This window comes from Limnohabitans sp. JirII-31, from assembly GCF_002778315.1.
Classification (GTDB): domain Bacteria; phylum Pseudomonadota; class Gammaproteobacteria; order Burkholderiales; family Burkholderiaceae_C; genus Limnohabitans.
Genome location: NZ_NESA01000002.1, coordinates 57,000 through 78,647, shown reverse-complemented (window position 1 = coordinate 78,647; position 21,648 = coordinate 57,000). Strand labels below are relative to the sequence as shown.

The 21,648-nt window shown below is 59.7% G+C and carries 19 protein-coding genes; 1 reads left to right on the top strand and 18 read right to left on the bottom strand.

The genetic code is table 11. From position 1 onward, the window contains the following. Positions 1–3: 3 nt before the first annotated feature. The 17 genes from murC to dapF all read right to left on the bottom strand — a co-directional run bounded on the left by murC (position 4) and on the right by dapF (position 19,898). On the bottom strand, positions 4–1,410 hold the full coding sequence (gene murC, locus B9Z41_RS03960) for a UDP-N-acetylmuramate--L-alanine ligase (RefSeq protein ID WP_100145300.1): 1,407 nt from the start codon (positions 1,408–1,410) through the stop codon (positions 4–6). Beyond that, positions 1,407–2,495: an undecaprenyldiphospho-muramoylpentapeptide beta-N-acetylglucosaminyltransferase gene (gene murG, locus B9Z41_RS03955; protein WP_100145298.1), complete on the bottom strand. Its 1,089-nt coding sequence runs from the start codon at positions 2,493–2,495 to the stop codon at positions 1,407–1,409. The genes murC and murG overlap by 4 nt, the downstream gene beginning before the upstream one ends. Beyond that, positions 2,492–3,751 carry a putative lipid II flippase FtsW gene (ftsW, locus tag B9Z41_RS03950; protein WP_233202526.1) on the bottom strand — a complete coding sequence of 420 codons (1,260 nt, stop codon included), beginning with the start codon at positions 3,749–3,751 and terminating at the stop codon, positions 2,492–2,494. The genes murG and ftsW overlap by 4 nt, the downstream gene beginning before the upstream one ends. A gap of 44 nt (positions 3,752–3,795) precedes the next feature. Continuing rightward, positions 3,796–5,658, bottom strand: coding sequence for a UDP-N-acetylmuramoyl-L-alanine--D-glutamate ligase (gene murD / locus B9Z41_RS03945; protein WP_100145296.1), 1,863 nt, complete (start codon positions 5,656–5,658; stop codon positions 3,796–3,798). A gap of 7 nt (positions 5,659–5,665) precedes the next feature. Continuing rightward, on the bottom strand, positions 5,666–6,844 hold the full coding sequence (gene mraY, locus B9Z41_RS03940) for a phospho-N-acetylmuramoyl-pentapeptide-transferase (protein WP_100145294.1): 1,179 nt from the start codon (positions 6,842–6,844) through the stop codon (positions 5,666–5,668). Further along, positions 6,835–8,265, bottom strand: coding sequence for a UDP-N-acetylmuramoyl-tripeptide--D-alanyl-D-alanine ligase (gene murF / locus B9Z41_RS03935; RefSeq protein ID WP_100145292.1), 1,431 nt, complete (start codon positions 8,263–8,265; stop codon positions 6,835–6,837). The genes mraY and murF overlap by 10 nt, the downstream gene beginning before the upstream one ends. Continuing rightward, positions 8,258–9,802: a UDP-N-acetylmuramoyl-L-alanyl-D-glutamate--2,6-diaminopimelate ligase gene (locus B9Z41_RS03930; RefSeq protein ID WP_100145290.1), complete on the bottom strand. Its 1,545-nt coding sequence runs from the start codon at positions 9,800–9,802 to the stop codon at positions 8,258–8,260. Before B9Z41_RS03930 ends, murF begins: the two co-directional genes overlap by 8 nt. After that, on the bottom strand, positions 9,802–11,538 hold the full coding sequence (locus B9Z41_RS03925) for a penicillin-binding protein 2 (protein WP_100145288.1): 1,737 nt from the start codon (positions 11,536–11,538) through the stop codon (positions 9,802–9,804). Before B9Z41_RS03925 ends, B9Z41_RS03930 begins: the two co-directional genes overlap by 1 nt. Beyond that, a complete protein-coding gene (ftsL, locus tag B9Z41_RS03920) occupies positions 11,535–11,828 on the bottom strand; it encodes a cell division protein FtsL (RefSeq protein WP_100145286.1) in 294 nt (97 codons plus the stop codon). Before ftsL ends, B9Z41_RS03925 begins: the two co-directional genes overlap by 4 nt. Then, a complete protein-coding gene (rsmH, locus tag B9Z41_RS03915; RefSeq protein ID WP_100145284.1) occupies positions 11,825–12,748 on the bottom strand; it encodes a 16S rRNA (cytosine(1402)-N(4))-methyltransferase RsmH in 924 nt (307 codons plus the stop codon). The genes ftsL and rsmH overlap by 4 nt, the downstream gene beginning before the upstream one ends. Positions 12,749–12,757: 9 nt before the next feature. Continuing rightward, the gene (mraZ, locus tag B9Z41_RS03910; RefSeq protein ID WP_100145282.1) at positions 12,758–13,186 is read right to left on the bottom strand and encodes a division/cell wall cluster transcriptional repressor MraZ; all 429 of its coding nucleotides are present in this window, start codon (positions 13,184–13,186) and stop codon (positions 12,758–12,760) included. A 296-nt stretch (positions 13,187–13,482) separates the two neighbouring features. Next, positions 13,483–14,634, bottom strand: a complete 1,152-nt coding sequence (dksA, locus tag B9Z41_RS03905; RefSeq protein ID WP_369823283.1) for an RNA polymerase-binding protein DksA — start codon at positions 14,632–14,634, stop codon at positions 13,483–13,485. A 207-nt stretch (positions 14,635–14,841) separates the two neighbouring features. Continuing rightward, positions 14,842–15,930 carry a GTP-binding protein gene (locus B9Z41_RS03895; RefSeq protein ID WP_100145278.1) on the bottom strand — a complete coding sequence of 363 codons (1,089 nt, stop codon included), beginning with the start codon at positions 15,928–15,930 and terminating at the stop codon, positions 14,842–14,844. Positions 15,931–15,950: 20 nt separating this feature from the next. After that, entirely contained in the window at positions 15,951–17,186 is a 1,236-nt protein-coding gene (locus tag B9Z41_RS03890) for a class I SAM-dependent rRNA methyltransferase (protein WP_100145277.1), read from the bottom strand. A 185-nt stretch (positions 17,187–17,371) separates the two neighbouring features. Then, positions 17,372–18,316, bottom strand: coding sequence for a tyrosine recombinase XerC (locus B9Z41_RS03885; protein WP_100145275.1), 945 nt, complete (start codon positions 18,314–18,316; stop codon positions 17,372–17,374). Next, positions 18,316–19,020, bottom strand: coding sequence for a DUF484 family protein (locus B9Z41_RS03880; RefSeq protein WP_100145273.1), 705 nt, complete (start codon positions 19,018–19,020; stop codon positions 18,316–18,318). Before B9Z41_RS03880 ends, B9Z41_RS03885 begins: the two co-directional genes overlap by 1 nt. After that, the gene (gene dapF, locus B9Z41_RS03875) at positions 19,017–19,898 is read right to left on the bottom strand and encodes a diaminopimelate epimerase (protein ID WP_100145774.1); all 882 of its coding nucleotides are present in this window, start codon (positions 19,896–19,898) and stop codon (positions 19,017–19,019) included. Before dapF ends, B9Z41_RS03880 begins: the two co-directional genes overlap by 4 nt. Positions 19,899–20,006: 108 nt before the next feature. Here dapF and B9Z41_RS03870 point away from each other — a divergent pair, with 108 nt between their 5' ends. Further along, positions 20,007–20,552: a carboxymuconolactone decarboxylase family protein gene (locus tag B9Z41_RS03870; RefSeq protein WP_100145271.1), complete on the top strand. Its 546-nt coding sequence runs from the start codon at positions 20,007–20,009 to the stop codon at positions 20,550–20,552. Positions 20,553–20,617: 65 nt separating this feature from the next. Here B9Z41_RS03870 and B9Z41_RS03865 read toward each other — a convergent pair whose 3' ends face one another. Next, positions 20,618–21,598: a tripartite tricarboxylate transporter substrate binding protein gene (locus tag B9Z41_RS03865; protein ID WP_100145269.1), complete on the bottom strand. Its 981-nt coding sequence runs from the start codon at positions 21,596–21,598 to the stop codon at positions 20,618–20,620. Positions 21,599–21,648: the final 50 nt, after the last annotated feature.

The following is a 21,648-nucleotide window of genomic DNA, read 5'->3' as shown; positions in this document are numbered from 1 at the left end:
CCATCAACTCTGGGTTAGGGTCAGCGCCAGCACCTGGGCGGGCACCTGACCGATCGAGCCTGCGCCCATGCACATCACCACATCGCCGTCTTGGGCGTTGTCGACAATGACTTGGGCCATTTTTTGAATGTCATCCACGAAGACCAAGGCCTCATGGCCCGCCACACGCATGGCGCGTGACAAGGCCCGACCATCGGCTGCGGGAATCGGCGCTTCGCCTGCGGCGTAAATTTCAGACAACCACAGCACATCGGCGCGCGCCATGACTTGCACAAAGTCTTCAAAGCAGTCGCGGGTGCGGGTGTAGCGGTGCGGCTGAAACGCCAGCACCAAGCGTCGACCTGGGAAAGCGCCACGGGCAGCAGCCAAAGTGGCCGCCAACTCGACGGGGTGGTGGCCATAGTCTTCGATCAAGGTGAAGTGGCCACCGTGTTTAGCCGCCACCTCGCCATGGCGCTGGAAGCGCCGGCCCACGCCTTTGAACTCGGCCAAGGCTTTGACCACCGCAGCATCGGGCACGTTCAACTCCACCGCCACCGCGATGGCGGCCAAGGCATTGAGCACGTTGTGCTCGCCCGCGAGGTTGAGGGTGATGTCCAGATCGGGCAAGGTCACGCCATTGCGCCGTTGCACGGTGAAGCGCATGCGACCGTTGTCGGCCTGCACATTCACCGCACGCACCTGGGCTTGTTCGTTGAAGCCGTAGCTGGTGATGGGGCGCGACACCTCGGGCAAGATGCTGCGCACAGCCGCGTCGTCGGTGCACAAAATGGCAGCGCCATAAAACGGCATGCGGTGCAAAAACTCGACAAACGCGGCCTTCAAACGGTTGAAGTCGTGGCCGTAGGTGTCCATGTGGTCGGCGTCGATGTTGGTGACCACCGCCATCACAGGCAACAAGTTCAAGAACGAGGCGTCCGACTCGTCGGCCTCCACCACGATGTGCTCACCAGACCCCAACTTGGCATTGGCCCCGGCGCTGTTGAGACGCCCACCAATCACAAACGTCGGGTCCATGCCGGCTTCGGCCAGCACACTGGCCACCAAGCTGGTGGTGGTGGTTTTGCCGTGGGTGCCTGCAATGGCCACGCCTTGCTTCAAGCGCATCAACTCAGCCAGCATCACGGCACGGGGCACGACGGGAATGAGTTTGGCGTGGGCCGCCACCACCTCGGGGTTGTCGGCTTGCACGGCGGTCGAGGTCACCACCGCATCGGCGCCTTCGATGTGCGTGGCGGCATGGCCCACATGGGTTTGTATGCCCAAGGCATGCAAGCGCTTGAGGGCCGCACTGTCCGACAAGTCGGAGCCCGACACCACGTAGCCCAGGTTCAACAGCACCTCGGCAATGCCGCTCATGCCGGCACCACCGATGCCCACGAAATGGATGTGTCGAATGGCGTGTTTCATCGTGCCCCCCCTTGGCCTGCCAAGGCATGGCAGGCAGCCACCACGGTCTGGGCGGCGTCCACTTTTCTCATGGCATAAGCCTTCTCTGCGCACGCCAACAGCGTGCGTCGTGTCAAAAATTGCAAGCGGTTGGCCAAGTCTTGTGGCGCCAGTTGCGATTGCGCAATCAACCAGCCGCCACCCGCATCCACCAAAAATCGGGCATTGGTGGTTTGGTGGTCGTCCACCGCATGCGGGAACGGCACATAGATGGCGGCCACACCCACGGCGGCCAGTTCGGTGACGGTGCTCGCGCCTGCGCGTGCAATCACCAGATCGGCGTCGGCAAATGCCTGCGCGGTGTCGTCAATGAAAGGTGTGAGTTCGGCTTGCACGCCCGCCTCGGCATAGGCCTCGCGCAGCGCGTCAATTTGTTGGGCACCGCTTTGATGGATCACCTGTGGGCGCTCGCTCACAGGAATCAAAGCCAAGGCTTGCGGCACCAAGGTGTTCAAGGCCTGAGCGCCCAAGCTGCCACCCACCACCAGCACACGCAGAGGCCCGCTGCGATGGGCAAAGCGCTCGGCAGGCGTGGGCTGGCTGACAAACCCGGCGCGCAAAGGATTGCCCACCCATTCGGCTTTGGGCATCACCCCAGGAAAGGCGCTGAACACCCGCTGAGCCACACGTGCCAACACTTGGTTGGCCATGCCTGCCACCGAGTTTTGCTCGTGCAACACCAGGGGCTTGCCGCACAGTGCAGCCATCAAACCGGCTGGGAAGGTGATGTAGCCACCCAGGCCCACCACCACGTCGGGTTTGACACGGCGCATCACACACAGGCTTTGCCAGAAGGCACGTGCCAACTTGAACGGCAACCGGGCCAGGGTGGCCAAGCCTTTGCCACGCACACCCGAGAACTGCACCGTCTCGAAAGCCAAGCCACGTGGCGGCACCAACTGGCTCTCCATGCTCGGTGCAGGCGCACCCAGCCAATGCACGCGCCAGCCTTGGCTGCGCAGCAACTCGGCCACGGCCAAACCCGGGAAGATGTGACCGCCCGTGCCACCTGCCATGACCAAAGCCGTGCGAGGTGAGTTCGTCATAGACGACCTCCATGCATGAGCACGCGGTTTTCGTAGTCCACCCTCAGCACCACGGCGATGGCGATGAGGTTGAGCAAGATGGCGGAGCCGCCGTAACTCATGAGCGGCAGGGTCAGGCCTTTGGTGGGCAAGGCCCCGAGGTTCACCCCGATGTTGATGAAGGACTGAAAGCCCATCCAAATGCCCACGCCTTGTGCCACCAGACCGGCAAACACGCGGTCCATGGCGATAGCTTGGCGACCGATGTACATGATGCGGCGTGTCAACCACATGAACATGGCAATGATGGCCACCACGCCGACAAAGCCAAACTCTTCGCCAATCACGGCCAACAAGAAGTCGGTGTGGGCTTCGGGCAACCAGTGCAGCTTTTCCACGCTGCCACCCAAACCCACGCCAAAAATTTCGCCCCGACCAATGGCAATCAGCGAGTGCGAGAGCTGGTAGCCCTTGCCCAGCGCATGCTCCATGCTCCAGGGATCGAGGTAGGCAAAGATACGTTCGCGTCGCCACTCGGACGAAGCAATGATCAAACCGAACACGCCAATCAAGGCGGTGGCAATCAAGAAGAACATGCGGGCATTCACGCCGCCCAAGAACAAGATGCCCATGGCGATGACCGCGATCACCATGAAGGCGCCCATGTCAGGCTCGGCCAGCAGCAACAAACCCACAATGAAGACCGCCGCGCCCATGGGGGTCACGGCTTTGAAGAATTTCTCCTTCACCTCCATCTTGCGCACCATGTAGTTGGCGGCATACAGCAGCACCCCAAACTTGGCCAACTCCGAGGGCTGGAAGTTCATGAAGCCCAAACCAATCCAGCGTCGTGCGCCATTGACTGCCTTGCCAATGAAGGGCATCAACACCGCCATCAACAGCACGATGGAGACGATGAACACCCACGGCGCCACGCGCTCCCAGGTGTTGAGCGGCACCTGAAACGCGAGTAGCGCTGCCACAAACGCCACAAACAGCGACAAGGTGTGACGAATCAAGAAATGGGTTTGGGTGTAGTAACCGCCGGTGCGTGGGTTGTCGGGCATGGCAATAGAGGCCGAATAGACCATCACCAAGCCCACCATCAACAACGCAAAAGTGACCCACACCAAGGGTTGGTCAAAGCCTTTGACGTGCACAGGGGATGCCCCGGTGCGGGTGAACTCGGTGCCATGCACGCGCACGGGCAAGGCGTCTAAGCCAGCATCGGGCTCGGCACCCAGCAAGCGGCCCATGCGCGCGTTGATGCGTTGCATGAAGCGCGCGCCCATGCCCTGTTTGAGGCCCAGGGTGGTTGCCGTCATAGGGCACCTCCGTGTTCAATAGCCAACGCCTGCACCGCATCGACAAACACCTGCGCCCGATGGGCGTAGTTGCGGAACATGTCCAGGCTGGCACATGCAGGCGACAACAACACCGCATCGCCAGACTGCGCCAACTGGTGGCACAGGTTCACGGCCTCGGGCAACGAGGCGGCGTCATGCAAAGGCACGCCGCTGTCTTGCAAGGCCGCGCGCAGCGCAGGCGCGTCACGGCCAATCAACACCACCGCACGTGCATGATGGCGGACCGGGTTCAACAGCGGCGCGAAGTCCTGGCCTTTGCCGTCGCCACCCAGAATCACCACCAAACGGCGCTCAGCGCCCAAGCCTTGAATGGCGGCCACCGTGGCACCCACGTTGGTGCCCTTGCTGTCGTCAAAGTACGCCACGTCTTGCAGCACCGTGACAGATTCCACGCGATGCGGCTCGCCGCTGTATTCGCGCAAGCCGTACAGCATGGGGGCCAAACTGGCACCGGTGCTGCTGGCCAAGGCCAACGCGGCCAAGGCATTCAAAGCGTTGTGACGGCCACGGATGCGCAAGGCATCAGCAGGCATCAAACGCTGAATGTGAATTTCTTCTTCATCTTCCGGGCTGCTGAAGCGCTTCTTGCGGCGGGTCTCGTCAGCTTCCAAGGCACGCACCAGCCAGGTCATGCCGTTCATGTTTTCAATGCCGTAGTCACCCGGGCGCTGCGGCAAGTCGCCACCAAAGGTGACATGGGCACGCACCTGAGGTCGTTGCAATTTGACGCGCACCGGTTCCGGCAACATGACCATCACCACCGGGTCTTCGCGGTTGAGCACCATGAGGCCTTGGGCACCGAAGATGCGTGCCTTGGCTGCGCCATAGGCACGCATGTCGCCATGCCAGTCCAGGTGGTCTTGGCTCAGGTTGAGCACGGTGGCTGCGGTGGGTTGGAAGTTGTCCACGCCGTCGAGTTGAAAGCTCGACAACTCCAGCACCCACACCTGCGGCAAGTAGGGGTGATCGGCAGGAGGCGGTGGCGGCGGCACCAAAGGTGGCAAGTCCACCTCGTAGGGCGCGTCGTCCTGGGCGGCCTCGGACGCTGCGTCCGCTTCGGGCGCAGCGTCGGGCAACAGCTCGCCTTGTGCATCCAAAGCGGGGGTTGTGTGCTGTGCGTCGTGATCGGCCAGCGCTTCATGGGCCGCAACTTGTTCGGCCTCTAGTTGCGCCTGCTGCTGGGCAGCCAGATTCGCAGCTTGTGCGTCAGCCTCCCGCTGTGTGGCCTGCTGAGCATCCAACTCGGCTTGCTCTTGGGCCGCTTGCGCCTGTGCCGCTTGCTGAGCCACAGCCTCATCGGCAGCGGCTTGGTCGAGGGCCTGCGTCAGGGTGTCAAGCAAGGTGGGGCCAATATTGCCCGCCACGGCCACACGCAAACCCGCGCGCTCCAACAGCTGACCGGTGAGAGAGGTGACCGTGGTTTTGCCATTGGTACCGGTGATGGCCAGCACTTTGGGGTGGTACGCCTGTGTGCTTTGCAAGTCGTGCAAGGCCTGGGCAAACAAGGTCAACTCAGTGCCCACCCACAAGCCTGCGGTCTGCGCCGCCTGCCACACAGGGGCCACCGACTCGGGCGACAGGCCAGGGCTTTTGAACACGGCACGCACGTCTTGACCGTCGACCAAGCTGGCCGCGAACGCGCTGTGAATGAAGCGGACCTGCGGCAACTCAGCGCGCAGCACAGCCAACTGAGGCGGTGCCTCGCGGGTGTCCACCACCTGCACCTGTGCGCCACAGCGCACGCACCAACGCGCCATCGCCAGGCCGGAGTCACCCAAGCCCAGAATCAGCACCGATTGGTTGTGGAGTTGCAACATCGTCGTCTTACCTCAGCTTCAAGGTCGACAGACCCACCAGGCACAGCAGCATGGTGATGATCCAAAAGCGCACCACGACCTGGGTTTCTTTCCAACCGGTCTTTTCAAAGTGGTGGTGCAACGGAGCCATCTTCAAAATACGACGACCTTCGCCAAATTTTTTCTTGGTGTATTTGAAGTAGCTCACTTGCAGCATGACCGACAAAGCCTCGACCACAAAGATGCCACCCATGATGGCCAGCACAATTTCTTGCCGCACGATGACCGCAATGGTGCCCAAAGCGCCACCCAGGGCCAATGCCCCCACGTCACCCATGAACACCTGCGCGGGATGGGTGTTGAACCACAAAAATGCCAAGCCAGCGCCAGCCATGGCGGCGCAGAAAATCATCAACTCGCCGGAACCTGGGATGTAGGGAAACAGCAGGTACTTCGAATACACCGAACTGCCCGTCACATAGGCAAACACGCCCAAGGCCGAACCCACCATCACCACCGGCATGATGGCCAAGCCGTCCAGCCCGTCGGTCAAGTTGACTGCATTGCTCGAACCGACGATGACCAAGTAGGTCATGATCACAAAGCCAAACACGCCCAACGGATAGCTCACCTCTTTGATGAAGGGCAACAACAGGCCCGCTTTGGGTGGCAGGTTCACATCAAAGCCCGACTTGACCCAGGAGTAAAACAACTCCAGCACACGCAGGTTGTTGCTCTCGGAAATGCTGAACACCAAGTACAGCGCCGCCAACAAACCGATCAAGGATTGCCACAGGTATTTTTCACGCGAAGGCATGCCCTCGGGGTCTTTGCGCACCACCTTGCGCCAGTCATCGGCCCAGCCAATCGCACCAAAGCCAAAGGTGACGATCATCACGATCCAAACAAAGCGGTTGCTCAAGTCGGCCCACAGCAAGGTGGACACGGCGATGCCAATCAAGATCAACACGCCGCCCATGGTGGGCGTGCCACTTTTCACCAAGTGGCTTTGCATGGCGTATTCGCGAATCGGCTGCCCGATCTTCAACGCCGCCAAGCGACGGATCACGGCAGGGCCAGCGATCAAACCAATCAACAACGCCGTCACCGCCGCCATCACCGCGCGAAAGGTGATGTACTGAAAGACACGAAAAAAACCGAACTCGGGTGAGAGGGTTTGCAGCCATTGGGCCAGTGTCAGCAGCATGGGGAAGACTCCTTGTTGTTTTTGTTGTCGTGACAGGTTTGGATGGCGTCGACCACACGTTCCATCTTCATGAAGCGCGAGCCTTTGACCAGCACACTCCCCAAGTGCGGCAGTTGCTGCAACACCTGGGCTGTCAAGGCGTCGATGTTTGAAAAGTGTTGTGCGCCTGGGCCATAGGCCTGGGCACTGAAGGCCGCCAACTCACCCAGGCACAGCAAGTGTTCAATACCGCAAGCCTGTGCGTGGTGACCTACCTCTTGATGAAACTCGGGGCCTTGTGTACCCACTTCGCCCATGTCGCCCAGCACCAGCAAATGGGGCCCAGGCAACTCGGCCAGCACCTCAATGGCGGCACGCACCGAGTCAGGGTTGGCGTTGTAGGTGTCATCGACGCCAGTGATCGCACGGCCTTGGCACACCACACCAAAGGCGCGTGAACGGCCTTTGACGGGCTCGAACGCCGACAGGCCTTGGGCAATCACATCCAATGCCACACCTGCGGCCAAAGCGCACGCGGTGGCTGCCAAGGCATTGCCCACGTTGTGGCGACCGGCAATGTGCAATTGGGTGGTCATGAGGCCCGCTGGGGTTTGCACTTCAACCGCCCAGTGGTCGTTGGCCCAAACCGCATGACGCAAGACCACCTCGGCAGCGGCTTCACCTGAGTGCGGGCTGTGCATGGCAAAGCGCATGCAGCGGCGTGCGCCTGCCAAGTTTTGCCACAAGGGCGTGTAGGTGTCGTGCGCCGGAAACACCGCCACGCCCGTGTCGGGCAAGGCGCTGATGGCAGCCCCGTTTTCTTGCGCCACGGCTTCTACCGTGGCCATGAATTCCTGGTGCTCGCGCTGGGCGTTGTTGACCAAGGCCACACTCGCCTGCGCCATGGCGGCCAAGCCAGCAATTTCGCCGGGGTGGTTCATGCCCAGCTCCACCACTGCGCAGCGATGGTGTGCGCGCAAGCGCAGCAAAGTTTGCGGCACGCCGATGTCGTTGTTCAAATTGCCTTGGGTGGCCAAGGCCGCGTCGCCCCACCCTGCACGCAAGATGCTGGCAATCATTTGGGTCACGGTGGTTTTGCCGTTGCTGCCGGTCACGGCAATCAGGGGCAAGTCAAACTGAGCACGCCAGCCTTGCGCCAGTTGGCCCAGCGCACGGCGGCTGTCTGGCACTTCGACACCCGGCAGTTGTGCCGCCTCCAGCCCGTGCTGGGCCAACGCGGCCACGGCACCGCTGGCTGCGGCTTGGGGCAAGAAGTCGTGGGCATCAAAACGTTCACCTTGCAGGGCCACAAACAAGTCGCCCGCTTGCAAGCTTCGGCTGTCGGTGTGCACGCGCTGCACACACACTGTGGGATCGCCACACACACGAGCGCCGGGCAACCAACTGGCGATGCGTTGCAGGCTGAGGTTCATGTCAGACATGCGCCCTCCACTGCTGCAAAGCTGCTTGGGCTTGGACCACGTCGCTGAAAGGCAGTTTGACGCCCTGCACTTCTTGGTAATCTTCGTGGCCTTTGCCCGCCACCAGCACCACATCGTGCGCACGCGCTTGGCCGACCGCAGCGGCAATGGCTTGGCCACGGTCTAGGATGTGTTGCGCAGCATGGGGTTGCGTCAAGCCTGCCCGCATGTGCGCCAGAATGACTTGAGCGTCTTCGCTGCGCGGGTTGTCGCTGGTCAGCACCACGCGGTCGGCATGCTGTTCGGCAGCAGCAGCCATCAAGGGGCGCTTGGCGCTGTCGCGGTCACCGCCACAACCCAACACGCACACCAGGGCACCGCCTCGGGTTTGGGCCAGGGGACGCAGCGCATGGAGTGCTTGCGTCACGGCATCAGGGGTATGGGCGTAGTCCACCACCACCAAGGGTTGGTCGGCATGACCCACCACTTGCATGCGTCCTGGCACGGCAGGCAAATCGGCACAGGCTTGCACCGCATCGGCCAAGCTGTGGCCCAAGGCGCGCAGGCCAGCGATGACGCCCAGCAGATTGCTCACGTTGTAGTGGCCCACCAGCACGGTGTGCAGGGTGTGGCTGTGCTCGCCTTCGACCACCTCAAAACTCAAACCCCGCGCGCCGTGACGCACCCGCGTTGCCTGCACATGACGCTCTTGCGGTTGAGCCCCAAGCGTCTGGGCATGCGTTGTATCGGCCACGATGCCTACGGTCCACAACGCCACATCGTCACGTTGGCTGAGTTGTTGCGCCAGTTGCGCGCCGTGTGCGTCGTCGGTGTTGACCACCGCTGCGGCCAGGCCTGGCCAGTCGAACAAGGCAGCTTTGGCCTGCCAGTAGCGGGCCATGCTGCCGTGGTAGTCGAGATGGTCTTGCGTGAAATTGGTGAACAGAGCCACGCGCACCTGGGTGCCATCCAGGCGGTGTTCGGCCAACCCAATGGACGAGGCCTCAATGGCACAAGCCTGCACACCACGCGTGACCATGTCGCGCAAGCGTGCTTGCAGCAACACGGGGTCTGGCGTGGTCATGCCCGTGACTTCGAGTTGGTCCAACTCACCCACGCCCAAGGTGCCCACCACGGCACAGCGCTGTCCCACACGCCCCAGGGCATGGGCCAACCACCAAGCGGTGGAGGTTTTGCCGTTGGTGCCCGTGATGGCCAGCACATCGAGTGCTTGGCTGGGTTGTTCGTAATAGGCCGCAGCGATGGGGCCGCTGGCGGCTTTCAAATCGGTGTAGCTGGCGATGGCGTCTGATGTGGTGGTGCTGGCGGCCGTAGCGAATGTGTCGCTGAAAGCCTCCACGCCGGAGCGCTCGACCAAGCAAGCTGCCGCGCCCTGTTTCAGGGCCGCTGGCACGTGGCGGCGGCCATCGCTGGCAGCACCCGGCCAGGCGATGAAGCCATCACCTGGGGTCACGCGTCGGCTGTCGGTGTGCAGCACACCGCGCACTTGGGTGTGCAGCCATTGCGCGGCTTCTTGGGGGCTGTGGAGGTGTCGCATCAAAACTCCTCCTTCTCAGCCTTGGCCACCACTTGGGGCTTGACCGCCATGTCGGGCTGCACGCCCATCATGCGCAAGGTCTGTTGCACGGTTTGGCTGAACACAGGAGCCGCCACATCACCACCGAAGTACAAGCCATTGGTGGGCTCGTCCACCATCACAGCGACCACGATGCGTGGGTTGTCAATGGGCGCGATGCCCACAAAGAAGCCTCGGTATTTTTTGCCGGCGTAGCCCTTGCCTTCCACCTTGTGTGCGGTGCCGGTTTTGCCACCCACAGAGTAGCCCATGGTCTGGGCTTTCATGGCGGTGCCACCCGGGCCCGTGACCAAGTGCAACATGTGTCGCACCGCCGTGGCGTTGGCCACCGAGAACACGCGTGCACCGCTGATGTTGTCGTGGGTTTTGAGCAAGCTCACCGGAATCAGCTCGCCGTCGCGCGCAAACACGCTGTAGGCCTGCGCGAGTTGGAACAAACTGGCCGACAAACCGTAGCCGTAACTCATGGTGGCTTGTTCAATGGGCTTCCAGGTTTTGTAGGCCCGCACCTTGCCAGAGACAGCACCGGGGAAAGGCACTTGCGGTTTTTGCCCCAAGCCCACTTGGGTGAACACTTCCCACATGTCGTGGGGCTGCATTTGCAGCGCAATCTTGACCGTGCCGATGTTGCTGGATTTCTGAATGACTTCGTTCACGCTGAGCAAGCCGTGGGCGTGTGAGTCCGAGATCACGGCAGTGCCTATTTGCAATTTGCCCGGTGCGGTTTGGATCATGGTCTCGGGCTTGACGATGCCTTTTTCCAGCGCCAACCCAATGACCAGTGGCTTCATGGTGGAGCCGGGCTCGAACGTGTCGGTCAACGCGCGGTTGCGCAACTGTGCGCCGCTCAAGTTGCCGCGCTTGTCTGGGGAGTAACTGGGGTAGTTGGTGAGCGCCAGAATTTCGCCGGTCTTGATGTCCAACACCACCACGCTGCCTGCCGCCGCTTTGTTGTTGATCACCGCTTCTTTGATTTTTTCGTAGGCAAAGTACTGCACCTTGCTGTCGATGCTCAACTCCAAGTCACGACCATCAATGGGGGGCACCATTTCACCGATGTCTTCCACCACGCGGCCCAAGCGGTCTTTGATGACGCGACGCGAGCCGGCTTTGCCACCGAGCTCTTTGTTGAAGGTCAGCTCCACACCCTCTTGCCCCAAGTTTTCCACGTTGGTAAAGCCCACCACATGGGCCACCGCCTCGCCTTCGGGGTAGATGCGCTTGTATTCTTTGCGGGCGTAGACGCCTTTGATTTTGAGCGCCTCAATCTCTTTCGCGACCGAAGCGTCCACCTGACGCTTGACCCAGACAAAGTTCTTGTCTTCGTCTTGCAATTTTTTATCGAGTTCAGCCTGGCTCATGCCCAACAATTTGGCCAAAGCCTTGAGCTTGACTGGGTCGCGCTCCACATCTTCCGGGCTGGCCCAAATACTGGGCACAGGCACGCTGGAGGCCAGGATGTGGCCATTGCGGTCCAGAATGCGTCCGCGGTTGGCCGGCAAGTCCAAGGTGCGAATGAAACGCACAGCACCTTGACGCTTGAAGAAGGCGTTGTCGATCACCTGCACATAGGCTGCGCGAGCCACCAGACCAATAAAGCCCAAAGCAATGCAGGCCACCACAAACTGGCTGCGCCAGACGGGCGTCTTGCTGGCCAACAAGGGGCTGGTGGCGTACTGCACGCTGCGGCTGCTCATGGCTGCACCTGCGCTGAAGCAGCCAATCCGGGCACGGTGGCGTATTGGGTGATGGCGGGGGTGATGGTGCGCATGCGCAACTGTTCACGCGCCAATTTTTCCACGCGCAGCGGCGTGGCTTGGGCGCGACGCTCCACGTCGAGGCGGTCGTACTCAATTTCTAGGCGACGGGCCTCGCTGGTGGCGCGATCGAGTTCGGTGGTGAGCGAGCGCGATTCATACTGGGTGCGCACCAAGTACAAAGCACTCAGCAGCACCGCCAAGAACAACACCACGCTCAAGCGGCTCATGGCTGCGTCCCCTCACCCAGACGCTTGGCCACGCGCAGCATCGCACTGCGCGAACGCGGGTTGGCAGCCACTTCTTCGGCACTGGGTTTGATTCGCTCAATGGCCTCGAGCGCCATGACCTGAGGCGGCGCAAATGGTGCGCGACGGTCATACACCTCGCGGGAATGTTTCGCGATGAATTGTTTGACGATGCGGTCTTCCAACGAATGGAAACTGATCACAGCCAACCGTCCTCCCGTGCGCAGCACCTGCAACGACGCGTCTAGCGCCTGTTGCAGCTCCTCAAGCTCGGCGTTGATGAAAATCCGAAAAGCCTGAAATGTGCGCGTTGCAGGGTCCTTGCCCGGCTCGCGGGTTTTGACCGTGTCAGCCACGAGCTGGGCCAGTTCAGAGGTGCTTGTAGGCACGCCCCGTTCCTGTCGGCGAGCAACAATCGCCTTTGCAATCTGTTGAGCAAACCGTTCTTCGCCATATTCACGTATCACCTCCGCGATGTGTTGGAGTTCTGCATCGGCCAACCACTCAGACACGCTCTGGCCACGGGTGGTGTCCATGCGCATGTCCAGGGGACCGTCGAATCGAAATGAAAAGCCCCGCTCGGGCGTGTCGATCTGGGGCGAGCTGACCCCCAAGTCCATCAACACCCCGTCGATTGAGCCCGCCGGCAACTCGCCCAGGTCGGTAAAGCCTTGGTGGCGGATGGAAAAACGAGGGTCTTGGATGCTCTGGGCTGCAGCAATTGCTTCGGGGTCTTTGTCGAACGCAATCAACCGCCCCTGAGGCGAGAGCTTGGACAAGATCAAACGGCTGTGCCCCCCGCGCCCAAAGGTCGCGTCGACGTACGTTCCATCGGGCTGAATGTCGAGGGCTTCGACAGCTTCGCGCAAAAGAACGGTGGTGTGCGTGCATGCCGTTTCCACCGTCTGCCTTTAAAAAGAGAATTCCTTGAAGACATCGGGCATGTCGCCCTGCATGGCTTGGGCTTCCTGGGCTTCGTAGGTGGTTTTGTCCCACAGCTCGAAGTGGTTGCCCATGCCAAGCAACATGGTGTCTTTGCTGATACCTGCTGCGGTGCGCAGCTCAGGCGAAATCAGCACACGACCCGTGCCATCCATCTCCACATCCATGGCGTTGCCCAAGAAGATGCGCTTCCACCATTGCGCACTCATCGGCAAGGCGGCAATGCGTTCGCGGAACTTTTCCCACTCGGGGCGCGGGAACACCATCAAACAGCCATGCGGATGACGGGTGATGGTGAGTTGCCCGGCAGCCGTCGCGCTCAAGACGTCACGATGCCGCGTCGGAACCGACAAACGACCTTTGGCGTCAAGACTCAGCGATGAAGCTCCCTGGAACACGGGCAACCTTCCTAAAAAACAGCGACAGCAAACAAGAGAGAAAGGTGACGGGCACTTTTCACCACTTAATTGCACTTAATTGCACTGTATCAGGAAAACTTGATCATGCGGGGCAATTTCTAACTTTTTTCAATGAAATCAAGGACTTACAGCCGCTTCAACAAGCAAACAGAAACTCAAAAAACGTTACGAATTAAGCACTTAGCACGACCTGTAAAAGTGGCTTATCAAGATGTGAGGAGTCGAAAAAAAAGCAGGCAAATGGCCTGCTTTTGATGGCAAACAGAAAAAATTCATCAATCGCCGAACATTTTTTGTTTCAATTCGCGCCGTTCTTGGGCTTCAAGCGACAAAGTGGCGGTGGGACGGGCCAACAAACGACCCACACCAATCGCTTCACCCGTTTCGTCGCAATAGCCGTAGTCACCCGCATCAATGCGGTTGATGGATTGTTCGATCTTTTTCAACAGCTTGCGCTCACGGTCACGTGTGCGCAGCTCAAGCGCGTGTTCTTCTTCGATGGTGGCGCGATCTGCGGGGTCAGGTGTGACCACGGTGTCTTCGCGCAAATGTTCAGTGGTTTCGCTGGCGTTGCTGAGCACTTCGTCTTTCAGCTTGGAGAGCTTGAGGCGAAAGAACGCCATTTGAATGTCGTTCATGTACTCACTGTCGGGCATGGCGATGACTTCTGCATCGGTGAGCTGGTCAGCAGTTTTAGATTTCCAATTGTTGGCGAGTTTGGCGTCTTTTTGAGGTATCACAGGAACGATCGAGGGAACAGAGGGAGCGGTCATCGGCATGAAGCTCGATTTGGCGGCATTGGTCACCACCACCGCAGCGGGCGGAGGAGGCACCAGAGCAGCCATCTTGGCCGCTCTGGAGTTTTTCTTGTGCACCACAGGGGTGTAGCCAGGAATCACGGGCACCACGTGCACCACAGGGGCAGCAACCACCGCTTTGGCAGGTGCAGCAGCTTTGGCGGTCTTGACTTTTTCAGCTTTGGGCTTTTTAGCCGCAGGTGCCACCTTCACAGCAGGTTTGACAGCTGCTTTGACGGCAACAGTTTTGGCAACCGGCTTTTTAGCCGCAGCAGGCTTTTGCGCTGCCTTGCCTGCTTTTTTGGCAGCTACCGGCTTGGGCGCAGCAGCTTTCACCGCTTTTTTGGCCACCGGCTTGGCGGCCACTTTAGATGTCGCTGCTTTTTTTGCCACAGGCTTGACCGTCACGACCTTTTTAGCCACAGCTTTGGGCGCTGCAGCTTTTTTAACGACAGACGCTTTGGGCTTGGCTTTGGGCGTCACAGATTTGACGGGCTTTGCCGCTGCTTTGGCTGGCACAGGTTTTTTCACAATCTTCTTCGCAACCGCTTTGGGCGTTGCACCAGTTTTACCGGCTTTTTTAGCAGGCGCAGGCTTCTTGGAAGCGGGTTTGCGGGCTTGGGCGTTCACGGTGTGTCTCCTGGCAGGCCGTTGCCGCACGTGACTGTGCGAAGAGTTTCAGGCCTGATTTTTTTCATCATTTTGAGTTGAATAAACCCGGTTTTATACCCTGTGTGCCGCAGTCAAGAACTGACGCGGCACGGCTTTGGTCTGGCGCGCGGGATTGTAGCCACAAAGCCTGAACACTCTTTCAGCTGAAGAAAATCGATAAGTTCTTTAAACCAAAGAATTCTCTAAACCCTGCATCAAGATGTCTTTGGGCAAATCAATGCCAATGAACACCATCTTGCTCAGGCGCTCTTCACCGGGGCCCCAGTCTGGACCCAAATCGCTGCCCATGAGCTGGTGCACACCTTGGAAGATCACCTTCTTGTCGGTGCCCTTCATGTTGAGCACGCCTTTGTAGCGCAGCATTTTGGGGCCATAGATGTTGACGATGGCCCCCAAAAAGTCTTCCAGCTTGGCCGGGTCAAACGGGCGCGGCGACTTGAAGACGAAGCTCTTCACGTCGTCATCGTGGTGATGGTGGTGACCCTGGCTATGCGAGGGGTGGTCGCAATGTTCGCCGTGCTCATGGTCATGGTGGGCGTGGTCGTGGGCATGCGAGGGATGGTCGCAATGCTCGCCGTGGTGGTGTTCATGGTGGGCGTCGTCCGACAGAAAGTCGGGGTCAATGTCGAGCTTGGCATTGAGGTTGAAGCCTCGCAGGTCAAACACCTCGGCCAAGGTCACTTCGCCAAAGTGCACCACTTTTTGCGGCGCACGCGGATTCATGTGTTTCAAGCGGTGCTGCAAGGCATCGAGCTCTTGGGGTGACACCAGATCGGCTTTGCTGATGAAAATTTGATCGGCAAAACCCACTTGGCGACGCGCCTCTTGGCGGTCGTTGAGCTGTTGCGCGGCGTGCTTGGCGTCTACCAGAGTCAGGATGGAGTCGAGCAGAAAGCTCTCGGCAATCTCATCGTCCATGAAAAAGGTTTGCGCCACAGGACCGGGGTCGGCCAAGCCGGTGGTCTCGATCACCACACGATCAAAGTCGAGCAGGCCTTTGCGCTTTTTAGCCGCCAGCAGTTGCAAGGTGGTGCGCAAGTCTTCACGGATGGTGCAACACACGCAGCCATTGCTCATTTGGATGATTTGCTCGTTGGTGTCAGACACCAAGATGTCGTTGTCGATGTTTTCTTCGCCGAACTCGTTTTCGATGATGGCAATTTTTTGGCCATGGGCCTCGGTCAGCACGCGCTTGAGGAGGGTGGTTTTACCGGAGCCTAAAAAGCCGGTCAGGATGGTGGCGGGGATCAACATGAGGGAGCCTTGTGTGATTTTTAGAGGACTGAATCGTTGGATATTGTGGCGTGACTGGGTTTTTCAACCAGGTCAGCCGCTTTCATGACCACCAAACCCTTGAGGTATTCGCCCTCGGGGAAAGTCAAGGTCATGGGGTGGTCGGGCGCACCTTGCATGCGCTCGCTGATGTAGCCATCCACATGCGCATCGGTGCCCGCAGACGCCACGATTTTGTGGAACAGCTCCGCACCAATGCCGCCGGAACAGCTGTAGGTGAACAGCACGCCACCGGGCTCCAAGATTTTGAAAGCCAAGCGGTTGATGTCTTTGTAGGCCCGCGCCGCACGGTCGGCATGCGCAGCAGACGGTGCGAACTTGGGAGGGTCCAGCACGATGGCGTCAAACGTACGGCCTTCTTTGTGGAACTGGCGCAAAGAGCCGTTGACGTCGGCATCCATCATGGTGGTGCGTTCGGCATCAAAGCCGTTCAGTGCCACGTTGGCACGGGCGCGTTCAATGGCGGGACCCGATGAGTCGATGGACGTGACATGCGCCGCACCGCCCGCCAAAGCCGCCACCGTGAAGCCTCCTGTGTAGCAATAACAGTTGAGCACACGCTGAAATTGCAAACGACGGGTGTAGTCGGAAAATTTTTTGCGGCTGTCGCGCTGGTCCAAGTAGAAGCCTGTTTTGTGGCCCTCGGCGATGTCAAGCGAGAGTTGCCAGTCGTGCTCGCGCAAGATGATGGCGGTGGGCCCTTCGCCTCGCAGCCAGCCTGTGACAGGCTGCAAACCTTCCAAACCCCGCACGCCCGAATCAGAACGTTCAAACAGCTTGGTAAGGCCGGTTTGCGCCAGCAAGGCATCAGCAATCACGTCTTTCCAACGCTCGGTGCCGCTGGACAGGAATTGCGCCACCAAGGTGTCGTCGTAGCGGTCGACGATCAGGCCGGGCAAGCCATCGGACTCACCGTGGATCAAACGCAGGCCGTTGCTTTGGATGTCAAAACGGCTACGCGCCGCGATGGCGCGGCGGATGGCGGCGTTGAAGAAATCGGCATCAATGCGTTGGCTTTCGTCAAAGCTCCAAATGCGGGCGCGGATTTTGGAGCTGGGGCTGAAGGAGGCCCAGCCTAGGAAGCTGCCGCTGTGGGCTTCAACACGCACGGTCTCGCCCGAATCAGCCCCACCTTTGGCGATGGCGCTGTCAAAAATCCAGGGGTGGCTTCTGAGGGCAGAGCGTTCTTTGCCGTCTTTGAGTCGAATCGTTTTCATAGCCCGCTATTGTCGTTGCTTCGGTATTGGGCTTTGCGGCGCTGTTTCGCTTGTGCTCTGTGTTGTTTGCTGTTGATTTACTTCATTCGCTGCGCCAAGGCGCGGCGCCGGGCCCGCTTCACCGCGCCTCGACAAAGAACAAACGCCACGACAGAACACGCCATCACCATACGAAAAACAAAGCGCTACTTCTTACGCGCCCGAGGATGCGCCGCGTCATACGCCTGCGCCAAATGCTGAAAGTCCAAGCGCGTGTACACCTGCGTGGTACTGATGTTGGCGTGGCCCAACAACTCTTGCACAGCACGCAAATCGCTGCTCGACTGCAACACATGACTGGCAAACGAGTGGCGCAACATGTGGGGATGCACCGGTGTTGACAACCCGGCCTGCAAGCTGCGCTGGCGTAAACGCTGCCAAATGGCCTGCGCAGTCAAACGCGTGCCATAACGGCCAATGAACAAGGCTTGCTGCTCAGCCGTGGCAGGGGTTAAGCCCTCGGCGCGCACGTTGTACCAAGCCTGCAACGCATCCAGGGCTTTGCGCCCAACAGGTACGCTGCGGCGCTTGCTGCCTTTACCCAACACATGGGCCTCACCCGCTTGCAAATCAATCCAGCCTTTGGCTTGGGTGCTGGCATGCACGTCCAGGCCCGTGAGTTCGCCCACACGCAAGCCGCAGCTGTAGAGCAAATCCACCATGGCGGCGTCACGGCAACGCAACCACGGGTCATCATCCGCCGCCGATGCGCCTGTGTACTCGGCAAGTTGCACCGCGTCGTCCACGCTCAAGGCCTTGGGCAAAGGTTTGGGGGCTTTGGGGGCACGCACACCTTGTACCGGGTTGTTGGTAATCAAGCCCTCACGTCCCATCCAGACATAAAAGCCGCGCCAACCCGACAAGATAAGGGCAATGCCACGGCCACTGCGGCCACCACTGTGCATCTGCGCCACCCAACGGCGGATGTGGCTGGTCTGCACAGCGTCCAACGCCACATTAGCTTGGGCAGCGTAATCTGCAAGTTTTTGCAGGTCGAGGGTGTAAAGCGCCAGCGTGCGCTCGGCCAAGCGCTTTTCAAAGCGCACATGGTCCAGGTAGCGGGCAACCCAGTCCATGTGCGTGGCGTTCATCAGCGCAGGTGCGACAGTGCCGCGCTGGCTAAATCACCCAAGCGCTCAATGAAGGCCGTGCCCATGCCCTCGTGGTAGCGCTGGGCGTCGGGTGAGGCCAACACCAACAGGCCAATGACTGGCGCTGACGCTGCGGTTTGTGGCGTGTCTTCAACCCGCGTGGCACGCAAGGCAATCAAGGCCACCGACTGTGCCGCACTCGGCTCAGCAAGCCATTGCGTGGCTTCAAACTCGGTATTGAGGCCCACATAGGGCGTGGCCAAACCTGCGGCAAATTCTTTCACAGCATCGCTCACACCCACCGCGAAAGGCTCGATCTGAAAGGTGTCGGCCACGCCCCACACCTTGATGGCCACTTGCGGCACCATGAAGTCGTGTTGAATTTGGTCTGCAATGGTGTGGGGCAAGTCACGCGCATTGGTGGTCATCAACAAGGTTTTGACCCAGCGCTGTTGGCGCTCCACCAGCACCTCGTTTTCAGTGCCGTGGCGCATCAAGTCCATCATGCGCAATTCAAGCGCACGGATTTTTTCGCGCAGCATCTCGGCTTGACGCTCTTGCAAACTCACGGCACGTTGGCCGTGCGGGCTGCTCAGGCGCACCGCAGCCAGCAACTCGGCATGGCGATTGAAGAAATCAGGCGTATTCACCAAGAAGTTGGCGATGTCGTCTTCGGTGATCGGGTTCATGGCAGAAGAAGTCATAAGGTATCAGGTAGGTTAATTTCGCCGTGAAAAACGGTGGTTGCGGGGCCGGTCATGTACACCGGATGGCCGCCCCCTGCCCACGCAATGGTCAGGTCGCCGCCCTGTGTGTGCACCAGCACTTCAGGGTCTAACAGGCCCCAACGAATGCCCGTGACCACAGCAGCACAAGCACCGGTGCCACAGGCCAAGGTTTCACCGGCACCACGCTCGAACACGCGCAAGTGGATGATGTGGCGGTTGACGATTTGCATGAAGCCGGCATTCACGCGCCTAGGAAACGCTGCGTGGTGTTCTATCAACGGACCTTGGGTCAGCACGGGGGCGGTGTCCACGTTGTCCACCACTTGCACGGCATGCGGGTTGCCCATGGAGACCACGCCCACGTCCACGCGGTCCCCAGTGCTGAGTGCGAGTTGCCAGGTTTGCGCAGGAGTCGACGTTGTGCTCTCATCGTGCAAAGCGTTTGCATGCAACGGGTCAAACGGCACGCGGCGCACGTCGAACACAGGAGCGCCCATGTCAACCGTGACCTGGCCGTTGGGCAGTTGGTGCAGCTCGATCACGCCACCATGGACTTTGACGCGCACGCTGGTTTTGTCCGTCAGGCCCTGCTCACGCACAAAGCTCACGAAGCAGCGGGAACCGTTGCCACACTGCTCCACCTCGCCGCCGTCGGCGTTGTGGATAACGTACTCAAAGTCAACATCGGGTTGCGGCGCGGGGCGCACGCTCAGAATTTGATCGGCTCCCACGCCAAAGTGGCGATCGGCCAAGAAACGGTAATGTGCAGGGCTCAGGTTCAAGCGCTCCCGGGTCTCGTCTAAGACCACGAAATCGTTGCCTGCGCCTTGCATTTTGGTGAAGCGAATTCGCATGCGTGGATTATCGGCCACCCAGCTGTCGCGCAACGGTCATCTGACACAAGAAGCGCGGTTTATCCTCGCGGCCTTGTTTGTCATTCATGTTTTAACCGAGGCCTCACCATGCGTATTCCAGATTGGACCCCTGAACAAAAACCCCAACCCCAAGATTTGATCGACGCTGTGCTGAAGCGTCGGGGTGGCGAGTTCATCAATTTAGACCGCGCGTTGCTTTGGAGCGAACCCGTAGCGCGTGGCTGGAACCACTACGTGGGCAATGTGCGCTCTGGCCTGCCCACCAGCTGGAAGCTGCGAGAGTTGGGCATTTGCACCGTGGCCCTGTTGACCGGTGCCACCTACGAATACCACCACCATGCGCCCGACTTCCTCAAGGCCGGCGGCACCCAAGCCGAGCTGGATGCCCTCAACCGTGTGGTGCAAGGCGATGCACGTCGCACCAGCACGGATGCGGGCTTGGACGAGGTGGGCCGCTTGGTGGTGCAGTACGCTGCGCAAATGACCCTGGACGTGAAAGTGGATGACGCGCTGTTTGCCCAGTTGCAATCTCACTTCAACACCACCGAGGTGGTGGAACTGACCACGGCCATTGCCACCTACAACATGGTGGCGCGATTTTTGGTGGCTTTGGGTGTGTCGCCAGAACACTGAACGCAGCACCGTCCAAAAGCAAAAGCCGCCTTGAGGCGGCTTTTTGCATCAGGTTTGAGAAGACCTCAGTCAGCTTTGATGTTGTTATCTTTCACCACCTTGGCCCAGATGTTCATTTGCTTTTCAATGAAAACACGGGCTTGCTCTGGGGTGCCACCTGCCACATCAATCCCTTGGGCGTCTAGCTTTTTAGCCACCTCGGGGTTCTTGAGCACTTTGTTGAGTTCTTCATTCATGCGCTTGGTGATTTCAGGAGGCGTTTTGGTGGATGCCAACACGGCCCACCAAGCCGGTGCTTCAAAGCCGGGGTAGCCGTTTTCAGCGATGGTGGGCACATTGGGCAAATCAGCAGCACGCTTGCTGCTGGTCACGGCCAACGGGCGCATGCGGCCACTGTCAATGTGGGGCTTGGTCACAAACACCGAACCAATCGACAAGGGCACATGGCCCGCCACCGCATCGCTCATCAAGGGACCACCGCCTTTGTAAGGCACGTGGGTCCACTCCACACCGGCATCCTTGGCCAGCAAAGCCATGGCCAAGTGACCCAGGCTGCCGTTGCCGATGGTGCCAAAGCTCACATTCTTTTTGGCCTTGGCCGCCGCCATCACATCGGCAAAGGTTTTGTATTCGGAGTTGACGTTGGTGGCCAGCACCATGGGCGACGTGCCAACCAGCACCAGAGGCATCAAATCTTTTTTGCTGTCGAACGGCATGCTGGGGTTCAGGCTCGGGTTCACGCCGTGGGTGTCAAACACCACCGCAAAGGTGTAGCCATCAGCTGGGGCTTGCACCACGGCTGCTGTGCCAATGACGCCAGAAGCGCCGCCGCGGTTTTCCACAATCACGGTTTGCCCCAATTGCTGTGACAGCGGCTGGGCAATGATGCGCGCCACTTGGTCCACCGAACCCCCAGGTGGGAACACCGCCACCAGACGAATGGCTTGTTTGCTGGGCCAGGCTTGTGCGCAAGCCAGCATCGGCACGCTCAGTGCGGCAAAAGTCAAAGCACAGCCTAGGGCAGCTTTCAAAGTACGTCGTTGCATGGTGAGGCGCTCCAGAAATGAGGGAGAGTTGTCAAAGCCAGAATTGTCGT